The 15642-nt window shown below is 74.7% G+C and carries 17 protein-coding genes; 8 read left to right on the top strand and 9 right to left on the bottom strand.

Features of this window, described 5'->3' with window-relative positions:
* Positions 1–51: 51 nt before the first annotated feature.
* On the bottom strand, positions 52–648 hold the full coding sequence (locus BJ983_RS16405) for an Asp23/Gls24 family envelope stress response protein (protein WP_179794763.1): 597 nt from the start codon (positions 646–648) through the stop codon (positions 52–54).
* On the bottom strand, positions 645–1202 hold the full coding sequence (locus BJ983_RS16410) for an RNA polymerase sigma factor (protein ID WP_179794764.1): 558 nt from the start codon (positions 1200–1202) through the stop codon (positions 645–647). The genes BJ983_RS16405 and BJ983_RS16410 overlap by 4 nt, the downstream gene beginning before the upstream one ends.
* Positions 1203–1265: 63 nt before the next feature.
* Here BJ983_RS16410 and BJ983_RS16415 point away from each other — a divergent pair, with 63 nt between their 5' ends.
* Both BJ983_RS16415 and BJ983_RS16420 read left to right on the top strand, forming a co-directional pair.
* Positions 1266–2360 carry a branched-chain amino acid aminotransferase gene (locus tag BJ983_RS16415; RefSeq protein ID WP_179794765.1) on the top strand — a complete coding sequence of 365 codons (1095 nt, stop codon included), beginning with the start codon at positions 1266–1268 and terminating at the stop codon, positions 2358–2360.
* 88 nt (positions 2361–2448) lie between these two features.
* Positions 2449–3414, top strand: coding sequence for a hypothetical protein (locus tag BJ983_RS16420; protein ID WP_179794766.1), 966 nt, complete (start codon positions 2449–2451; stop codon positions 3412–3414).
* On the opposite strand, the gene ald is transcribed toward BJ983_RS16420, so the two are convergent.
* Positions 3360–4460 carry an alanine dehydrogenase gene (ald, locus tag BJ983_RS16425; protein ID WP_179797897.1) on the bottom strand — a complete coding sequence of 367 codons (1101 nt, stop codon included), beginning with the start codon at positions 4458–4460 and terminating at the stop codon, positions 3360–3362. The two genes, BJ983_RS16420 and ald, sit on opposite strands and share 55 nt — an antisense overlap.
* A 95-nt stretch (positions 4461–4555) precedes the next feature.
* Between ald and BJ983_RS16430 the strand changes: the two genes are divergently transcribed.
* Positions 4556–5062 (top strand): winged helix-turn-helix transcriptional regulator, encoded by a 507-nt coding sequence (locus BJ983_RS16430; RefSeq protein WP_179794767.1) that lies wholly within the window; start codon positions 4556–4558, stop codon positions 5060–5062.
* A 4-nt stretch (positions 5063–5066) separates the two neighbouring features.
* On the opposite strand, the gene BJ983_RS16435 is transcribed toward BJ983_RS16430, so the two are convergent.
* Positions 5067–6182 carry an FAD-dependent monooxygenase gene (locus tag BJ983_RS16435; RefSeq protein ID WP_179794768.1) on the bottom strand — a complete coding sequence of 372 codons (1116 nt, stop codon included), beginning with the start codon at positions 6180–6182 and terminating at the stop codon, positions 5067–5069.
* Between the two features lie 68 nt (positions 6183–6250).
* Here BJ983_RS16435 and BJ983_RS32350 point away from each other — a divergent pair, with 68 nt between their 5' ends.
* Together BJ983_RS32350 and BJ983_RS16445 are read left to right on the top strand one after the other, a co-directional pair.
* Positions 6251–7132 (top strand): GntR family transcriptional regulator, encoded by an 882-nt coding sequence (locus BJ983_RS32350; protein WP_179794769.1) that lies wholly within the window; start codon positions 6251–6253, stop codon positions 7130–7132.
* 21 nt (positions 7133–7153) lie between these two features.
* Positions 7154–7534: a hypothetical protein gene (locus BJ983_RS16445; protein WP_179794770.1), complete on the top strand. Its 381-nt coding sequence runs from the start codon at positions 7154–7156 to the stop codon at positions 7532–7534.
* Between the two features lie 73 nt (positions 7535–7607).
* Here the strand turns inward: BJ983_RS16445 and BJ983_RS16450 are convergent, their stop codons facing one another.
* Complete coding sequence (locus BJ983_RS16450; protein ID WP_179794771.1) at positions 7608–8231, bottom strand: VOC family protein; 624 nt, start codon at positions 8229–8231, stop codon at positions 7608–7610.
* The gene (locus BJ983_RS16455) at positions 8228–9490 is read right to left on the bottom strand and encodes an FAD-dependent oxidoreductase (RefSeq protein ID WP_179794772.1); all 1263 of its coding nucleotides are present in this window, start codon (positions 9488–9490) and stop codon (positions 8228–8230) included. The genes BJ983_RS16450 and BJ983_RS16455 overlap by 4 nt, the downstream gene beginning before the upstream one ends.
* A gap of 151 nt (positions 9491–9641) precedes the next feature.
* On the opposite strand from BJ983_RS16455, the gene BJ983_RS16460 reads away from it, so the two are divergent.
* The 3 genes from BJ983_RS16460 (at position 9642) to BJ983_RS16470 (ending at position 12466) form a co-directional block, all read left to right on the top strand.
* On the top strand, positions 9642–10268 hold the full coding sequence (locus BJ983_RS16460; RefSeq protein WP_246325606.1) for a L,D-transpeptidase: 627 nt from the start codon (positions 9642–9644) through the stop codon (positions 10266–10268).
* Between the two features lie 268 nt (positions 10269–10536).
* Complete coding sequence (locus BJ983_RS16465) at positions 10537–11226, top strand: SDR family oxidoreductase (RefSeq protein WP_179794774.1); 690 nt, start codon at positions 10537–10539, stop codon at positions 11224–11226.
* A gap of 82 nt (positions 11227–11308) precedes the next feature.
* Positions 11309–12466 carry an acyl-CoA dehydrogenase family protein gene (locus tag BJ983_RS16470; RefSeq protein WP_179794775.1) on the top strand — a complete coding sequence of 386 codons (1158 nt, stop codon included), beginning with the start codon at positions 11309–11311 and terminating at the stop codon, positions 12464–12466.
* An 88-nt stretch (positions 12467–12554) separates the two neighbouring features.
* Here the strand turns inward: BJ983_RS16470 and BJ983_RS16475 are convergent, their stop codons facing one another.
* Genes BJ983_RS16475 through ftsW form a run of 3 tightly spaced genes read right to left on the bottom strand, consistent with a single transcriptional unit; the run spans position 12555 to position 15555 of the window.
* A complete protein-coding gene (locus tag BJ983_RS16475) occupies positions 12555–13868 on the bottom strand; it encodes an LLM class flavin-dependent oxidoreductase (RefSeq protein WP_425484767.1) in 1314 nt (437 codons plus the stop codon).
* An 8-nt stretch (positions 13869–13876) separates the two neighbouring features.
* Positions 13877–14332: a MaoC/PaaZ C-terminal domain-containing protein gene (locus BJ983_RS16480; protein WP_179794777.1), complete on the bottom strand. Its 456-nt coding sequence runs from the start codon at positions 14330–14332 to the stop codon at positions 13877–13879.
* Between the two features lie 29 nt (positions 14333–14361).
* Positions 14362–15555: a putative lipid II flippase FtsW gene (gene ftsW / locus BJ983_RS16485; RefSeq protein WP_179794778.1), complete on the bottom strand. Its 1194-nt coding sequence runs from the start codon at positions 15553–15555 to the stop codon at positions 14362–14364.
* Between the last annotated feature and the right edge of the window lie 87 nt (positions 15556–15642).

A 15642-nucleotide genomic window follows, 5' to 3' on the forward strand; every position in this document is an offset into this window, starting at 1 on the left:
TTGAACGGACAACGTAGCGCCTGGGCCGCCGGGCTGCCATGCCTGAGCGGGTCAGACGAAGACGTCGTCGACGTGCACGGTGACGTCGACCGGCTCCAGCCCGGTCGCCTCCCGGACCCCGCGGGCCACCGCCACGCGGATGCGCTCCCCCAGGGCCTGCAGGTCCTGCCCGTAGGCCGCGGCCAGCGTGATCCGCACGGCCGTCGAGCCGCCCGTGACCCCCGCCTCGACGTCGGGGACCAGCTCGCCGGCGTCGCGGTGGCCGTCGGCGACCAGCCCGCCCAGGGCCACCTCCACCCCGGGGACCCCGGCCGCGAGGTGGCGGGCGAGCGCGACCACGACCCGCGCCGCGACGCGGGTGTGCCCCTGCGGGGACTCGATGCGGCCGTACTCCTCCTGGCCGTCGGGCCCCCGGAGGGACCGCAGGGCCGCCTCGACCAGGGACGGCGGCGCCGTGGGGCGGTCGGCCGCGACGGCCGCGACGGGCGCCCAGAGCCGGGTGTACTCCGCGAGCGCCGCGCGGCAGTGGGGGCACGTCCGCTGGTGCTCGTCGAGCACGTCGCCCCGACCCTCCGCCACCTGCTCGACGAGGGCGGCGGTGGGGCGACCGCACGGCAGGGTCGGCGGTGTCCCCGGGATCTCGGTCATGACCAGCTCCTCATCTCGGCGAGCAGGGTGGTGCGGGCACGGGCGAGTCGGCCGCGCACGGTCGCCTCGGAGGTCTTGGTGATCGCGGCCGCCTGCGCGTAGGACAGGCCCTCGATCTGGCAGAGCACGAGCGGCACGCGCTGGTTCTCGGGCAGGCGTGCGATCGCCGCGAGCCCGGCCCGCACCTCCTCGCCCGCGACCACCGACCGTTCGGGGCCGGCGACGGGCGCGAGGTCGGTCTCCCGGGGCTCCGGCCCGGTCCGGTCGCGGCGCCGGTGGTCGAGGCTGCGGTTGACCACGACGCGGTAGAGCCACGTGGTGAACGCCGAGGTCCCGGCGAACCCGGCGAGGGCCGTCCAGAGCTGGATGACGACCTCCTGGGTCACGTCGTCCGCGTCCGCGGGCTCGCCGGTGATGCGCAGGGCGATCCGGTAGATGCGGTCGCGGTGCCGACGGATCAGCTCCTCGTAGGCCGCGGGGTCGCCCTCCCGAGCCTTCCGGACGAGCCACCGGTCGATCTGCGCGCCGCGGTCGCGCTCGTCGTCGGTCGCCATCCCCTGCCACTACCCGCGACGTGCCAGTGGCATCCCCGTCGGCGTCCTGTCACCGTCGGTCGGGTGACCGCCTCCGAGACGCGGCTCGGCTTCCCCCACCGACCGAGCCCGCACCCGACCCCCGCCCCGCAGCGTGCGGAGCTGCTCGCCGACCCGGGGTTCGGCCGGGTGTTCACCGACCACGTGGCGACGGCGACCTGGACGGTGGACCGGGGCTGGCACGACGCCGGGGTGCGCGCGGCGGAGCCGCTGTCGCTGCACCCGGCGGCCGCGGTGCTGCACTACGCCCAGGAGATCTTCGAGGGCCTGAAGGCCTACCGGCAGCCCGACGGCTCGGTGGCGCTGTTCCGGCCCGCGCTCAACGCGGCCCGCTTCGCGCACTCCGCCCGACGGCTGGCCCTGCCGGCGCTGCCCGAGGCCGCGTTCGTCGACGCCGTCACCGCGCTCGTCCGGGCCGACCAGGCGTGGGTGCCCGAACCGCCCGCGTCGCTCTACCTGCGGCCGTTCACCGTCGCCACCGAGGCGTTCCTCGGGGTGCGGGCCGCCGAGGAGGCACGCTTCCTCGTCACGGCGTCCCCGGCGGGCCCGCTGTTCGCCGGCCGCGACGCCGGTCTGACCCTGTGGATCTCCGACGAGCTCTCCCGCGCGGCCCCCGGCGGGACGGGCGACGCGAAGTGCGGCGGCAACTACGCCGCCGGGCTCGCCGCCCAGGCGGTGGCCCGGGCGCACGCGTGCGACCAGGTGCTGTTCCTCGACGCCCGCGAGCACCGGTGGCTCGAGGAGTCCGGGACGATGAACGTCCTGCTCGTCACCGCCGACGGGGAGCTCCTGACGCCGCCGCTGGGGACGATCCTCGACGGCGTCACCCGCCGCAGCGTCCTCGAGCTCGCCACCGACCACGGCCTGGTCCCCGTGGAGCGCCCGGTGTCGGTGGACGAGCTCCGCGCGGGGTGCCTCGACGGCTCGATCACCGAGGTCTTCGCGACGGGGACGGCGGCCGTCATCAGCCCGATCGTCACCTTCCGCTCCGCGGCCGGGGAGTTCGCGGTCGGCGCGGGCACGGCGGGTCCGCGCACGCTCGCCCTGCGCGCAGAGCTGCTCGACATCCAGTTCGGGCGGGTCCCCGACACCCGGGGGTGGATGGTTCCGTTGCGCTGAACAGCCGATCGAGTGACGTCACTTGACGTAACGATCAGCGTCCATTCGGCGACATACGGTCACGATCCCCGAGCAGCGGAGGCCGACCGTGACGATCGCCCCCGACACCGTGTCCGACCGTCCGGGCACCCGTCACCACGCCTGCCTCGAGGCGGGCGGCGCGCACTACCTGACGGGCACGCCGGACGGGCTGCGCGCAGCCGACGTCGACGCCCTGCGTCGCGGTCTGGACGCGGCGGCCGCGCGGGGGCCGCACTCCCCCGTCGTCGTGACCGCCGGTCTGGCCCTGACGATCGCCGTGGCGGCGGGGACCGACCTCTCCGTCCCCGCCGTCGTGGTGGCGCTGTTCGTCACGGCCGTGGCCGCCCTGGGCGCCCGACGTCTCGACCGCGCGCGGCGCACCGTCCTCGCGACCCACGAGGTGCCCGACACCGACCGGCTCGTGCGTCACGAGCAGCTGGTCGCCGTGTGGGACCGGCTGCGCTGCGCCGCGACCTCGTGGGAGCCCGCCGTCTGGGAGGTCGCCGCGCACGGCGGTCACGCCCCGGTGGTCCGACGCTGCGACGGTCCGCGCCACCTGCGCGCCGACCTGCCCGTCCCGACGTTCTCCGGCGCACACCACGAGATCGCCTTCCTGCCCGACCGCGTCGTGCTGCGCGACGGCCGGTTCCACGCGGTCGTCGGCTACGGCGCCCTCGAGGTCGACACGGAGGTGCGGGAGCGCGCCGAGGGCGGTCGGGTCGGCCGGCTCACGGTCCGGGCGGCCGGGATCACGAGCGTCTTCGACCTCGCCTCGGTCGACGCCGCCTGCGCCACGGCGGCGGCGCTGCGCGGCATGACCGACGCGCACCACCGGCGCGCTCCGGAGGCCGACCGGCCGGCGCGGGCCGCGGCCGTCGCCGCGACGCGGGCGCGGTCGGTCGAGAGCGCCCGGGCGCGACTGGGCGCGGACGCGCAGCGCAGCGGCGCCGGACCATCGACGGGCGTCCCCGGTCCGCGTCAGGCCAGCGAGGACACCGGCAGCTCGTGGGCCTCGCCCACGGCGGCGCTGTAGAGCTCCCCCGCGTGGGTCGCGAGACCCGCGGCGAGCCCGGCGTCGTCGGCGACGGCCTGCCGCCAGCCCTGGTCGGCCAGCGCGAGCACGAACGGCGTCGTGGCGTGGGTCAGGGCGTGGGTCGAGGTGTTGGGTACCGCCCCGGGCATGTTCGCCACGCAGTAGAAGAGCGTGTCGTGCACCGCGAACGTCGGGTCGGAGTGCGTGGTGGGGTGCGAGTCCTCGAAGCAGCCGCCCTGGTCGATCGCGATGTCGACGAGGACCGCGCCCGCCTTCATCCGCCGGACCAGGTCGTTGCCGACGAGCTTCGGCGCCTTCGCGCCGGGGACCAGCACCGCGCCGATCACGAGGTCGGCGTCGAGGACCGCGCGCTCGAGGTTGTCGGTGTTGGAGTACAGCGTCTGCACGCGACCCGCGTAGCGGGCGTCGAGGGCCCGCAGCGTGTCCAGGTTCTTGTCGAGCACCGTGACCCGGGCGTGCATGCCCACCGCCATCTGGATCGCGGCGGCACCGGAGACCCCGCCGCCGATCACGACGACATGCGCCGCCGGCGCACCCGGGACCCCGCCGAGCAGCAGGCCGCGGCCGCCGTGCGAGCGCATCAGGTGGTAGGCGCCGGCCTGCGGGGCGAGCCGGCCGGCGACCTCGCTCATCGGGGCGAGCAGCGGCAGCGCGCCGTGCCGGGTGACGGTCTCGTAGGCGATCGCGGTGGTGCCCGCGTCGAGGAGTGCCTGCGTGCACTCGCGGGACGCGGCGAGGTGGAGGTAGGTGAAGAGCGTCAGGTCGTCGCGCAGCCGGTGGTACTCCGAGGCCACGGGCTCCTTGACCTTGACGACCAGCTCGGCCCCGCCCCAGACGGTGTCGGGGTCGGCGACGATGCGGGCGCCGGCCTCCTTGTACTCGTCGTCCCCGAAGGCCGAGCCCGTACCCGCGCCCTCCTGCACGACGACGTCGTGGCCGTGGGCGACCAGTTCCCGGACGCCCCCGGGCGTCAGGGCCACCCGGAACTCGTTGTCCTTGACCTCGGTGGGTACCGCGACCTTCACGCTCGTCCTCCGCTCCTCGTCCGCTCTCACCTCCATTCTGAACGTCCTGCCGTTTCATGGCCAGAATCCTGAAGAAGGTTCTGTATCCTGGCGTCGTGGATGAACTTTCCGACGATCCTCTGGTCCGGTCGGAGCCGTTGCCGAACGATCTGCGGTCGATCGACCCGATCGATCGCGCCCTCCTGGGCCATCTCGTCGCCGACGCCCGCATCACGAACGCCGCGCTGGCCGAGCGGGCGGGCATCGCAGCGTCGACGTGCCTGGCGCGGGTGCGGTCCCTGCGCGAACGCGGCGTGATCCGCGGGTACCACGCCGACGTCGATCCGGACGCCGTCGGCCTGCCCCTGCAGGCGATGATCTCGGTGCGCCTGCAGAGCGACGCCCGTGACCGGCTCGGCGAGTTCACCGCCCTCGTGCGCCGGCTGCCCGCCGTGCGCGACGTGTACTTCGTCGCCGGGGCCGACGACTACCTGCTCCACGTCGCGACGGCGGGGACCGGCGCCCTGCGCGACCTCGTCGCCACGCTCAACGGTCACCGCGACGTCGCGGGCACCGTCACGAGCCTGATCTTCGACCACATCCGCACCGCGCACGGGGTCTGAGCGCTCAGGACAGCACCAGCGACGTCGCCGCGGAGGTCGCCGACCACGCGTCGCTCCCGGCGGCCTGCCCCGGGTCGTCCATCATCTCCGCCACCCGGACCTGGTTCTCCAGGGCGAGCCGCTGGTCGGCCTCCGCCACCGGGCGCATCCGTTCCTCGTAGGCCGCGAAGGCCTCCGCGACCGGCCGGGTGTCCAGCTCCTGCGCCAGGAGGTACGCCCCGACCAGGGCCAGCGTCGTGCCCTGCCCCGAGAGCGGGGTGGTGCACCAGGCGGCGTCACCCAGCAGGACCGTGCGCCCGCTCGACCAGCGCGGCGCGACCACCTGGGTCATCGGCGCGAGGTAGAAGTCGTCGGCGCCGGCGAGGCCCTCGAGCATGCGCGGCACCCACCAGCCGTGGTCCGCGAACACCTCGGTGAGCAGGGCCTTCTGGGCCGCGACGTCCCGGTGGTCGTCATCGGCCGCCCCCTCGAACCCGAGGTTGACGCGCACCTCCCGGTTGTCGCGGGCGGTGTAGAGCCCGACCATTCCGCGCGGCGAGCGGCAGAACACCTGCCAGCGGTCGAGCCCGAACACGTTCGGCATCGTGTAGACCGCGAGGTGGCTGCCGAGCGGACGCAGCGCCCCGTCGTCGACCAGCCCCACGAGCCGGCCGACGCCGGAGTGCAGGCCGTCGGCGCCGACCACGACGTCGGGCTCGAGCACGCGCCCGCTCGCGAGCTCCACGTGGTCGGCCCCGATCGCAACGATCCGGTCGCCGAAGCACCACTCGGCCCCCGTCGCCGCGTCCGCGAGCATCCCGGCGAGGTCGTCGCGCAGGATCTCGACGTCGGGCGAGTCGAGCGGGCCGCCGGTCAGGGTCGTGGTGGTCGACCGCATCAGCTCGGTGCCGTCGGCCGCGACGACCGACATGCCGCGCATGTCGGTCCGGGCGGCACGGAGCCGGTCGCCGAGCCCCATCCGGTCCATCACGTCGAGGGCGGGACCACGGACGTCGACGGCCTGTCCCCCGGGACGCGGCCGCGGGGCGACCTCGACGACGGTGACGCGGTGGCCACGGGCGAGCAGCAGGTGAGCGAGGGCCGAGCCGGCGATCCCGGCTCCGGAGACGAGGACGTGCATGACGAGCTCCTCCTGGACGGTGTACGAACAGCAGGGACCGTGCTCGTCCGACGGCGAGGAGCGCCACCGTGTCGCAGGACAGCGATCTCCCCTCCCGCCGCGTCGCGGACGCGCTGCGGGCCCGGATCGAGGACCTCGCTCCCGGCGACCGGTTGCCGTCGGTGCGCGCGCTCGTCGCCGAGCACGGCGTCGCGTCCGCGACGGCGTCGCGCGCCCTCGCCCTGCTGCGCGAGGAGGGGCTCGTCGAGTCGGTCCCCCGGGTCGGCACGGTGGTCGCGGCCCGCTCGGCGTCCCGACGGCGGGTGCGGCCACGGGGCGCGGGGCCGGACCGGGAGGACGTCGTCGCGCTCGCGGTCGAGCTCGCCGACGCCGACGGCCTGGCCGCCGTGTCGATGCGTCGACTCGCTGCCGAGCTGGGGGTGCCGACGATGACCGTGCACGGCCTCGTCCGCGGCAAGGACGAGCTGGTCATGGCCATGCTCGACGACGTCTTCGCCGCCGAGCCCTGGCCGACGCCGGCCCCGGAGGCGGGGTGGCGGGCGCGCCTGGAGATGTCCGCGCGACGGCAGTGGGCGGTGTACTCGCGCCATCCGTGGGCGGCCCGGGCGATCTCGCTGCACCGCCCCCAGCCGGTGCCCGCGCTGCTCGCGATCGCGGAGTGGGACCTGACGACGCTCGAGGGCGTGGTCGCCGGGTCCGAGCGCCGCTTCGACCTCTACATGGTGCTCGCGGGCTACGTGCGCGGCATGGCGATGACCCTCGCCGCCGAGCGGGACGCGGAGACCGACACCGGGGTCGGCGCCGACCACTGGATCGACCACGACCCGGCGACGGTGCGGGGCATGCAACGCCTGGCGGGTCCCGCGATCCGGCGGGCCGGGCCGTACGCCTTCGACCTCGACCGCGTGTTCCGGACCGGCCTGGACGCCCTGCTCGACGGGATCGTCTGACCTAGGACAGGATCACCGCCCGTGGACGTCCTGACGCGGATCGGTCTGGTCGAGCTGGCCTTCGGGGCGGTGCTCGGCTGGGCGGTGGCCGCCACCATGATCACGCCGCAGCTCGTCGAGCGGGCCGGGGTGCGCAAGCCGCGCCGGATCCTCCAGGCGCACCTGGACTACGTGATCATGGGGATCATCCTGATCGCGGTCGGACTGGCGGTGCCGGGCCTGCCGACGTGGCTCGCCGCCGCCATCGTGGTCGGCACGTGGTTGAACCCGACCCTGTTCCTGCCGCTGGCCTGGTCCCCGCGCGCGGCGACCCGCACGTGGTTCCAGGTGCTCAGCGTCGTCTCGTTCACGCTCACCAGCGGCGGGCTGGTCGGTGCCGCCGTCGTCGGTCTGGTGCGCTGACCTCGCCCTGATCATCGGGTGCCCGGTGCCCGGTGCCCTGGCCCGACTCCGCGCACAGCACCGAGCACCCAGGTCAGAGCGTGACCGGCCCGCCGGGCGTCGTGAGCTCGGCGCGCGACGCCACCGGCCCCGGCGTCACGGTGACGCGGTTCCCCAAGTGGCCCACGAGCCCGGCGTCGACCAGGCGGGAGCGCAGGGCATCGGCCGACGGCGTCGAGAGCACCAGCCGGGACAGGGCGAGCCCGCCGTCGGCGAGCCCCGTCGAGGGGTGCCCGCCGTCCCAGGCGATCAGCGACGGCCACACGCCCGACCCGTCGACCGGGAACGACCCGTCGTCGGGAACCGTCAGCGACCAGGCGAGGTCGTCCCGGGAGAGGCGCAGCACGGGGTCGGACGCCGAGGAGAGCGACGGCAGCCGGAGGACCCAGTGCACGAGGCGCGGCGGCCCGGAGAACCGGTCGAGCGCGAACCAGCGCGGCCGGCCCGGGGCGGGCGCCTCCGGGTCGATCGCGATGAGCTCGAGGTAGGTGCCGTCGTCGAGGTTCCAGAGCGCGTTGTGGGTGCCGAAACGCGCGTGGCGGGCGCGGCCCGCGGGCTCCACCCCGAGCCGGTCGGCCAGCCACTCCGACGCCGGCTCGAGCGACGTGCAGGCGACGACCAGGTGGTCGACGCCCGGCGTCCGCGCCCCCGGAGTCACGACGCGGCGGCCTTCTTCGCCGCCCGCTGCCGGCGCTCCTCGGCCTTCTCCAGCCCGTCCGACCAGCTGGCGCGGTTCAGGATGAGCCGGCGGTACTGCATGACCTCGGCGCGCTTGTCGACGGCGAGCGCACCCACCAACCGGTCGCCGCTGCGGTAGAGCGCGACGAAGGCGCCGTCCTCCTCGGAGCCCATGACGACCTCCGTCTCGACCTCCGGGTGGCCGTCGTCGGCGCGCGAGACGCCGACGAACTGGATGCGGCTCTCGTACCAGTCCGACCAGAAGTACGGCACCGTCTCGTAGGGCTTCGCCGAGGTCGGGTCGACGGCGTTGCGCGCGGCGAGGGCGCCCTGCTCGGAGGCCGACGTCCAGTGCTCGAGGCGCATCGGGGTGCTCAGCACGTCGTCGAAGAGCGCGTTCGGCCAGCGCGCGACGTCGCCCGCGGCGTACACCCCGGGGGCGGCGGCCAGCGTCTCGTCGGCGAGCACCCCGTTGTCGACGGTCAGCGACGAGGACTCCAGCCAAGCGGTGTTCGGCGTCGCGCCGATGCCGACGACGAGCACGTCGGTCCCGATCTCCGTGCCGTCCGCGAGCACGACCGACTCGACGTGCGAGCTCCCGGTGACCTTCTCCACCGAGGCGCCGGTCAGCACGGTCGTGCCGTGCCGCTCGTGGATCGCGGTGAGCGCCCGGCCCATCCGCTCGCCGACGCCGCGCACCAGCGGCACGGGCAGCGCCTCGACGATCGTCACCTCGAGTCCGCGCTTCCGCGCGACCGCGGCGATCTCGGAGCCGATGAACCCGGCGCCCACGACCGTCACCCGCGGGGTGCCGTCGCGCAGCAGATCCCGCAGGTGCAGGGAGTCGTCCAGGGTCCGCAGCGTCACCACGCCCGCGAGGTCCGGCGCGCACACCGAGGCGGGCAGCGGGCGGGCGTCGGCACCGGTCGCGATGACCAGCCCGGAGTAGGCGAGGTCGCGGCCGCCCACGGTCACGGTCCGGTTCTCGACGTCGAGCGCCTCGGCCGGCGCCCCCAGCACCAGCTCGACGTCGAGCTCGTCGAGCTTCTCCCGCTCGCGGTACGTGGGGTCGCGCGGGTCGTCGTCGCCGAGGTGCTCCTTCGACAGCGGCGGGCGGTCGTAGGGCAGGTGCTCCTCGGAGCCGACCAGCGTGATCGACCCCGCGAACCCGTCGTTGCGCACGGCCTCGACCGCCCGCAGTCCCGCCAGCGACGCCCCAACCACCACCAGATCGGCCACACCACGACCCTAGCGACCGTAACCCGCTCTACGGCACCCTCTCTCGGCCCGCTGCGGTCATCCCTTCGGGGTAGTGCGCTAACACGACCGGCCCATCGAAGCGATCCCCCTTGCACAACGGTTCGAGCGAGGTCGGGGGGTCGCGATGCGGATGACCAGGGTCGGGATGGCCGGGTCGGCGGTCGTCGTGCTGGGCGCCATCGGCGTCTCCACGGGGCTGGGGCTGACCGACGTCGGGACCGCGCGCCCCGCGGCCGTCGCCGCGGCGGCCGCTCCGGTCGCCGCCCCGCCGCTCACGGTGTCCCCCGTGACCGCCGGCGTCACCACGCTGCCGTCGACGACCTCGTCGAAGCCGGCCGCCCGCACCACCACCCGGGCCGCCACGGCCCGGACCACGACCACCCGGAGCACCTCCCGCCCGTCGTCGGGAATGCCCTGCTCGATCAGCGGCGACGGCGCCTGCGTGTCGCTCTCGGCGAAGCGGGTGTGGCTGGTGCAGGACGGGGAGGTCGTGCGCAGCGCGCCGATCACGAGCGGCCGCCCCGGAGAGCGCACCCCGACCGGCACCTTCCACGTCACGTGGAAGGACGCGGACCACCGCTCGAGCGAGTTCAACGACGCGCCGATGCCCTGGTCGGTGTTCTTCAACGGCGGGATCGCCTTCCACACCGGGAGCCTGTCGCGGCAGTCGGCGGGCTGCATCCACCTGTCCGACGCCGTGGCCCGGCAGTTCTTCCGCACGCTCGCGGTCGGTGACACCGTCGTCGTCGTGACGTAGTGCGGGCCGAGGTGACCCGGCGCCTCGTGGGGCGAGGCGCCGGGTCTCCTCGTGGGAACCGATCGGGGCGGTTCCCGACGAGTGCGACGCGGGCCAGCTGGGGAACGAAACGCCACGCCGTGCTCGTCAACCTCCGCTTCGGAGGCTGTCCTGCCCAACGGTGGTCGGTGCCGGTCGTGACGCCCTTCGGTCACGATGCACCCGGTGGAGTGGAACCTCCCGGATCAGGTGTGAAGCGACGACGTGCTCCGTCGTTACAGTGCCCCGGGTGAGTCCCCAGCGTCCGCTCGCCCTGGTCACGGGCGCCTCGCGCGGCATCGGTGCGGCCGTCGCGGCGGCCCTGGCCCCCACCCACGACCTCCTCCTCGGCGGGCGGGACGCCGCGGCGCTCGCCGACGTCGCGGCCCGGCTGGGTGATCGTGCGCTCCCGTGGCCGGTCGACCTCACCGACCCCGAGGCCCTCGCGGGCGCCACCGAGCGGATCGACGAGCTGGACGTGCTGGTGCACTCGGCGGGGGTCGGGATGCTCGGGACGGTCGCCGAGCTGGACGTCGCGACCTGGCGCCGGCAGTTCGAGGTGAACGTGGTCGCCGTGGCCGAGCTGACCCGGCTGCTGCTCCCGGCGCTGCGCGCGTCCCGCGGCAGCGTGGTGTGCGTGAACTCGGGGGCGGGCCTCGCCGCGCGGCCCGGCTGGGGCTCGTACGCGGCCTCGAAGTTCGCGCTCAAGGCCTTCGCCGACGCGCTGCGGGGCGAGGAGCCCGCCCTGCGCGTGTGCTCGGTGCACCCCGGCCGTGTCGACACCGACATGCAGCGCGCGGTCGTCGCCCACGAGGGCGGTACCTACGACGGGTCGCGCTACCTGCGCCCGGAGTCCGTCGCGGCGACGGTCCTGGCGGCGGTCACGGCCTCGCGCGACGCGCATCTCACCGATCTGGTCGTGCGGCCGTCGGAGTCGTAGCGCGGCGGAGCTCGAGCACGCGGACCGGCTGACGGCAGGTGAGAATGCCCCGGACACCGTCGTTCCCCAGGAGGCCCCCGCCGTGGACCCGTCCGACTTCGCCGACGTCCTGACCTCCGTCCGCGAGTTCGTCCGCGAACAGGTCGTCCCGCGCGAGGACGAGATCGAGGAGACCGACCAGGTCCCCGCCGAGCTCCGCGAGGCCTGCAAGGCGATGGGGCTCTACGGCTTCGCGATCCCCGAGGAGCACGGTGGCATCGGCCTGTCGATGGCCGAGGAGGTCGAGCTCGCGATGGAGCTCGGCTGGACGACGCCGTCGCTGCGCTCCCTGTTCGGCACCAACAACGGCATCGCCGGCCAGGTCCTGCTCACCGGCGGGTCGCCCGAGCAGCAGGCCGAGTGGCTGCCGCGGCTCGCGTCCGGCGAGGTGGTGGCGAGCTTCGCGCTGACCGAGCCCGACGCCGGGTCCGACCCGTCCTCGCTCACGACGAAGGCGGTGCGCGACGGGGACTCGTGGGTGCTCAGCGGCGCGAAGCGCTGGATCACCAACGCGCCGTTCGCCGACGTGCTCATGGTGTTCGCCCGCACCGACCCCGACGCCGCGCCCGCCCGCGGCATCTCGACCTTCCTCGTCCCGACCTCGTCGGCCGGGGTCTCCTTCTCCGAGCACGACGCGAAGATGGGCCAGCGTGGCTCCTGGACCTGCGAGGTCTACCTCGACGACGTCCGGGTGCCCGCCGAGAACCTCGTCGGCGGCGAGGAGGGCCTGCACCGCGGGTACGTCACCGCGCTCAAGTGCCTCGCGCACGGCCGACTGCACATCGCCGCCCTCTGCATGGGCATGGCCGCCCGCCTGGTCCACGAGACGGTCGAGTTCGCCACCCAGCGCGAGCAGGGCGGGCACGCGATCGCCACCTACCAGCTGGTCCAGGGCCTCGTCGCCGACTCCGTCACCGACTGGCACGCGGGCCGCGCCCTGGTCCGCGAGGCGGCGAAGGCCTACGACGACGGGTCCGACAAGGTCACCGGCCCCTCCACCGCGAAGTACTTCTGCTCGGAGGCCGTCGGGCGGATCGCCGACCGCGCGGTCCAGGTCCACGGCGGCTCGGGCTACATGCGCGGCGTGCCGGTCGAGCGCATCTACCGGGACGTGCGCCTCTTCCGCATCTACGAGGGCACGAGCCAGATCCAGCAGGTGATCATCGCCCGGGGCGCGCTGGGCAAGGCCGCGCGTTCCTGACGGCGGGTGCGCGCACCCGCCGTCGGGAACGTGGCTCTCCTGCCACTGGACGACAGCAACGACGCTCCGCTGCCACGGGTGACCGAGCTCAGCGCAGGGCCAGGCGCTCCCGGAGCGTGCCGCCGACCGGGGCCGAGGGCATGCGGCCACGGCGGCGGAGTTCCGGCACGACGTGGTGGGCGACCTGCTCGAAGCTCCCGGGGACGACGGCGTAGGCCAGGTTGAACCCGTCGGCCCCGGTCTCGTCGACCCAGGTCTCCATCTGGTCGGCCACCTCGGCGCCCGAGCCGACCGCCACCGGCCCTCGGCCGCCGACCGCGAGGTGCCGGGCGACCTCGCCGACGGTCCACTCGCGGTCCGGGTCGTCGGTGGTGAACGAGGCGAGGGCGGAGCGGCCGGCGTCGGACTCGACGTAGCGCAGGGGCTGGTCGGGGTCGATGCCGGTGAGGTCGAGCCCGGTCCAGCCGGCGAACAGGGCCAACGCACCCTCGAGGGAGAACGACTCGAGGTACTCCGCGTAGAGGTCGGCCGCCTCCGACGAGGAGGCCGCGGCCACCGGGGCGAGCTGGCAGAACACGGTCACGGACGCCGGGTCGCGGCCGGCGTCGGACACCGCGGAACGCAACCGGTCGACCTGGCCGGCGAGCACCGTCGTCGAGGGCCCGGAGATGAACACCGCCTCGGCGTGCCGGCCGGCGAACGCGAGCCCGCGCGGGGAGGCGCCCGCCTGGAAGATCACCGGCGAGCGCTGCGGGGAGGGCTCGCACAGGAACGGGCCGGGCACGTCGTACCAGCGGCCGTGGAAGTCGATGTCGTGGACCTTGGCCGGGTCGGTGTACACCCCGTCGGCGGAGCGGACGACCGCGTCGTCCTCCCAGGACTCCCGCCACAGCCGCCGGCACACCTCGAGGTACTCGTCGGCCTGCTCGTACCGCTGGTCGTGCGCCAGCTGCTCCCCCAGCCCGAGGTTCGCGGCCGCGCTCGCCAGGTAGCCGGTCACGACGTTCCAGCCGACCCGACCCTTCGTCAGGTGGTCGAGCGTGGTGAACCGGCGGGCGAGGGCGTACGGGTGCTCGTAGGACGTCGACACCGTGACGCCGAAGCCCAACGACGACGTCGCCGCCGCCATCGCCGAGACCGGCATCATCGGGTCGCCGAGCGGGATCTGGATGCCGGCGCGCACGGCGGCGTCGCGGGAGCCGCCGGCCACGTCGTAGACCCCGAGGACGTCGGCGAGGAACAGCGCGTCGAACCCGGCGTCGTCGAGCAGCCGGGCGTGCGAGGTCCAGTGGTCGAGGTCGGTGTAGCGGAACCCCTGGTCGGCGGGGTGCCGCCACAGCCCGGGCGACTGGTGGCCCGCGCACATCATGGCGAAGGCGTTGAGGTGGATCCGGGGGCGCACGAGAGGCATCAGAAGTACGCGCGCGTGACCCACTCGGCGATGCACGCGGGCTTCTCGGAGCCCTCGATCTCGACGGTGACCTTCGAGACCACCTGCACCCCGTCGCCGGGCAGGTCCTCGGCGTCGGTGATCGTCACGGTCGCCCGCACGCGGCTGCCGACCTTCACCGGGGCGGGGAACCGCACCTTGTTGAGCCCGTAGTTCACGCCCATCGTCACGCCGTCGAGGCGGCGCGCGGAGTTCGCGAGGTGCGGCAGCAGCGAGAGCGTGAGGAAGCCGTGGGCGATGGTGCCGCCGAACGGGCTCGACGCGGCCCTCTCCGGGTCGACGTGGATCCACTGGTGGTCCTCGGTGTCGTCGGCGAAGCCGTCCACCCGCGACTGGTCGACGGTGAACCAGTCCCCCGGGCCCAGCTCGCGACCGACGGCCGCCCGCACGCCGTCCACTCCGGACAGGATCTCCACGTGTGCCTCCTCGGACTCGTGGGGCGACCCTATCGCCGCAGCGCCACCCGGGCGTCCGGCTCGTCGCGCGCCGCCGCCGCGAGCAGGCCCAGCGAGACCATGCTCACGATCACCGAGGTCCCGCCGGCGGAGATGAGCGGCAGGGTGATCCCGGTGACGGGCAGCAGGCCCAGCACGTAGCCGATGTTGATGACGGCCTGCGCCACCAGCCACACCGTCAGGGTCGCGACCACCACGCGGTTCCACGGGTCGACCGTCCGCGCCGCGATCCGCAGCCCGACCCACGCCAGCAGCGCGAACAGCCCGAGCACCGCGCACGCGCCGACGAGACCGAGCTCCTCACCGAGGATCGCGAACACGAAGTCGTTGGAGGCGTTCGGCAGGTAGCTCCACTGCGCGGCGCCCTGCCCGAGCCCGTCACCGAGCAGCCCGCCGTCGGCCAGCGAGTACAGCGCCTGCTGGGACTGGTAGCCCGCGCCGAGGGTGTCGTCGCCGCTGCCCAGGAACGACGTCAGGCGCGCCAGGCGGTAGCTCGCGGTCACCGCGAGCACCGCCACCGCGGCCAGCGCCCCACCGCCGAGCAGCCCGAGCAGCCGTCCCGGCACGCCCGCGAACCACAGCAGGGCGAACAGCACGACGACGATGCCCAGCGCGGAGCCGAGGTCGGGCTCCACGACCACCAGACCCGCCGTCAGGACCCCGACCGGGACCACCGGCAGCAGCCGCCGCACCCCCGTCACGCCGCGCTGCGCCACCAACACATGAGCGCCCCACAGCACGAGCGCGAGCTTCGCCGGCTCGCTCGGCTGCAGGGACAGGCCCCCGACGACGAACCACTTCTGCGCGCCCGCCACCGAGGAGCCCAGGCCCGGGACCATCACCGCGCACAGCGCGAGCAGGCTCGCGCCGAGCAGCCACGGGCTCGCCACGCGCCAGCGCCGGACCGGGACCCGGCCGGTCAGCCAGAAGGCGACCCCGCCGACCGCGCAGTAGACGAGCTGGTGGGCGAAGACGCCGTAGGGGTTGCCGGTGCGCGCGAGCGAGTCGATCGACGACGCCGAGAGCACCATGACCAGCCCGAGCCCGGCGAGCACCACGGTCAGGCCGACCACGAGGTAGTAGGACGCCAGCGGCCGCTGCAGGGTCGCCGCCACCGTGCGCCGGAGCTCGACGACGTGCGGGGCGATCGGGCTGCGCCGGCGGCGGCCGGGGGCGGCGGTCACGCCGGTCAGCCTCACCGACGGCCCGTCCCGACGGCGGGACGTGGCCCGACCTGCGTGCCGCGGCAGCATCCGGACGCGCGGGACGTC

Source organism: Actinomycetospora corticicola, from assembly GCF_013409505.1.
Classification (GTDB): Bacteria; Actinomycetota; Actinomycetes; order Mycobacteriales; family Pseudonocardiaceae; genus Actinomycetospora; species Actinomycetospora corticicola.

Excerpts from the sequence above, each read along its gene's own strand:
- BJ983_RS16410 (WP_179794764.1), bottom strand. The coding sequence starts at position 1,202 with ATGGCGACCGACGACGAGCGCGACCGCGGCGCGCAGATCGACCGGTGG.
- BJ983_RS16405 (WP_179794763.1), bottom strand. The coding sequence starts at position 648 with ATGACCGAGATCCCGGGGACACCGCCGACCCTGCCGTGCGGTCGCCCC.
- BJ983_RS16435 (WP_179794768.1), bottom strand. The coding sequence starts at position 6,182 with ATGCACGTCCTCGTCTCCGGAGCCGGGATCGCCGGCTCGGCCCTCGCT.
- BJ983_RS16460 (WP_246325606.1), top strand. The coding sequence starts at position 9,642 with ATGACCAGGGTCGGGATGGCCGGGTCGGCGGTCGTCGTGCTGGGCGCC.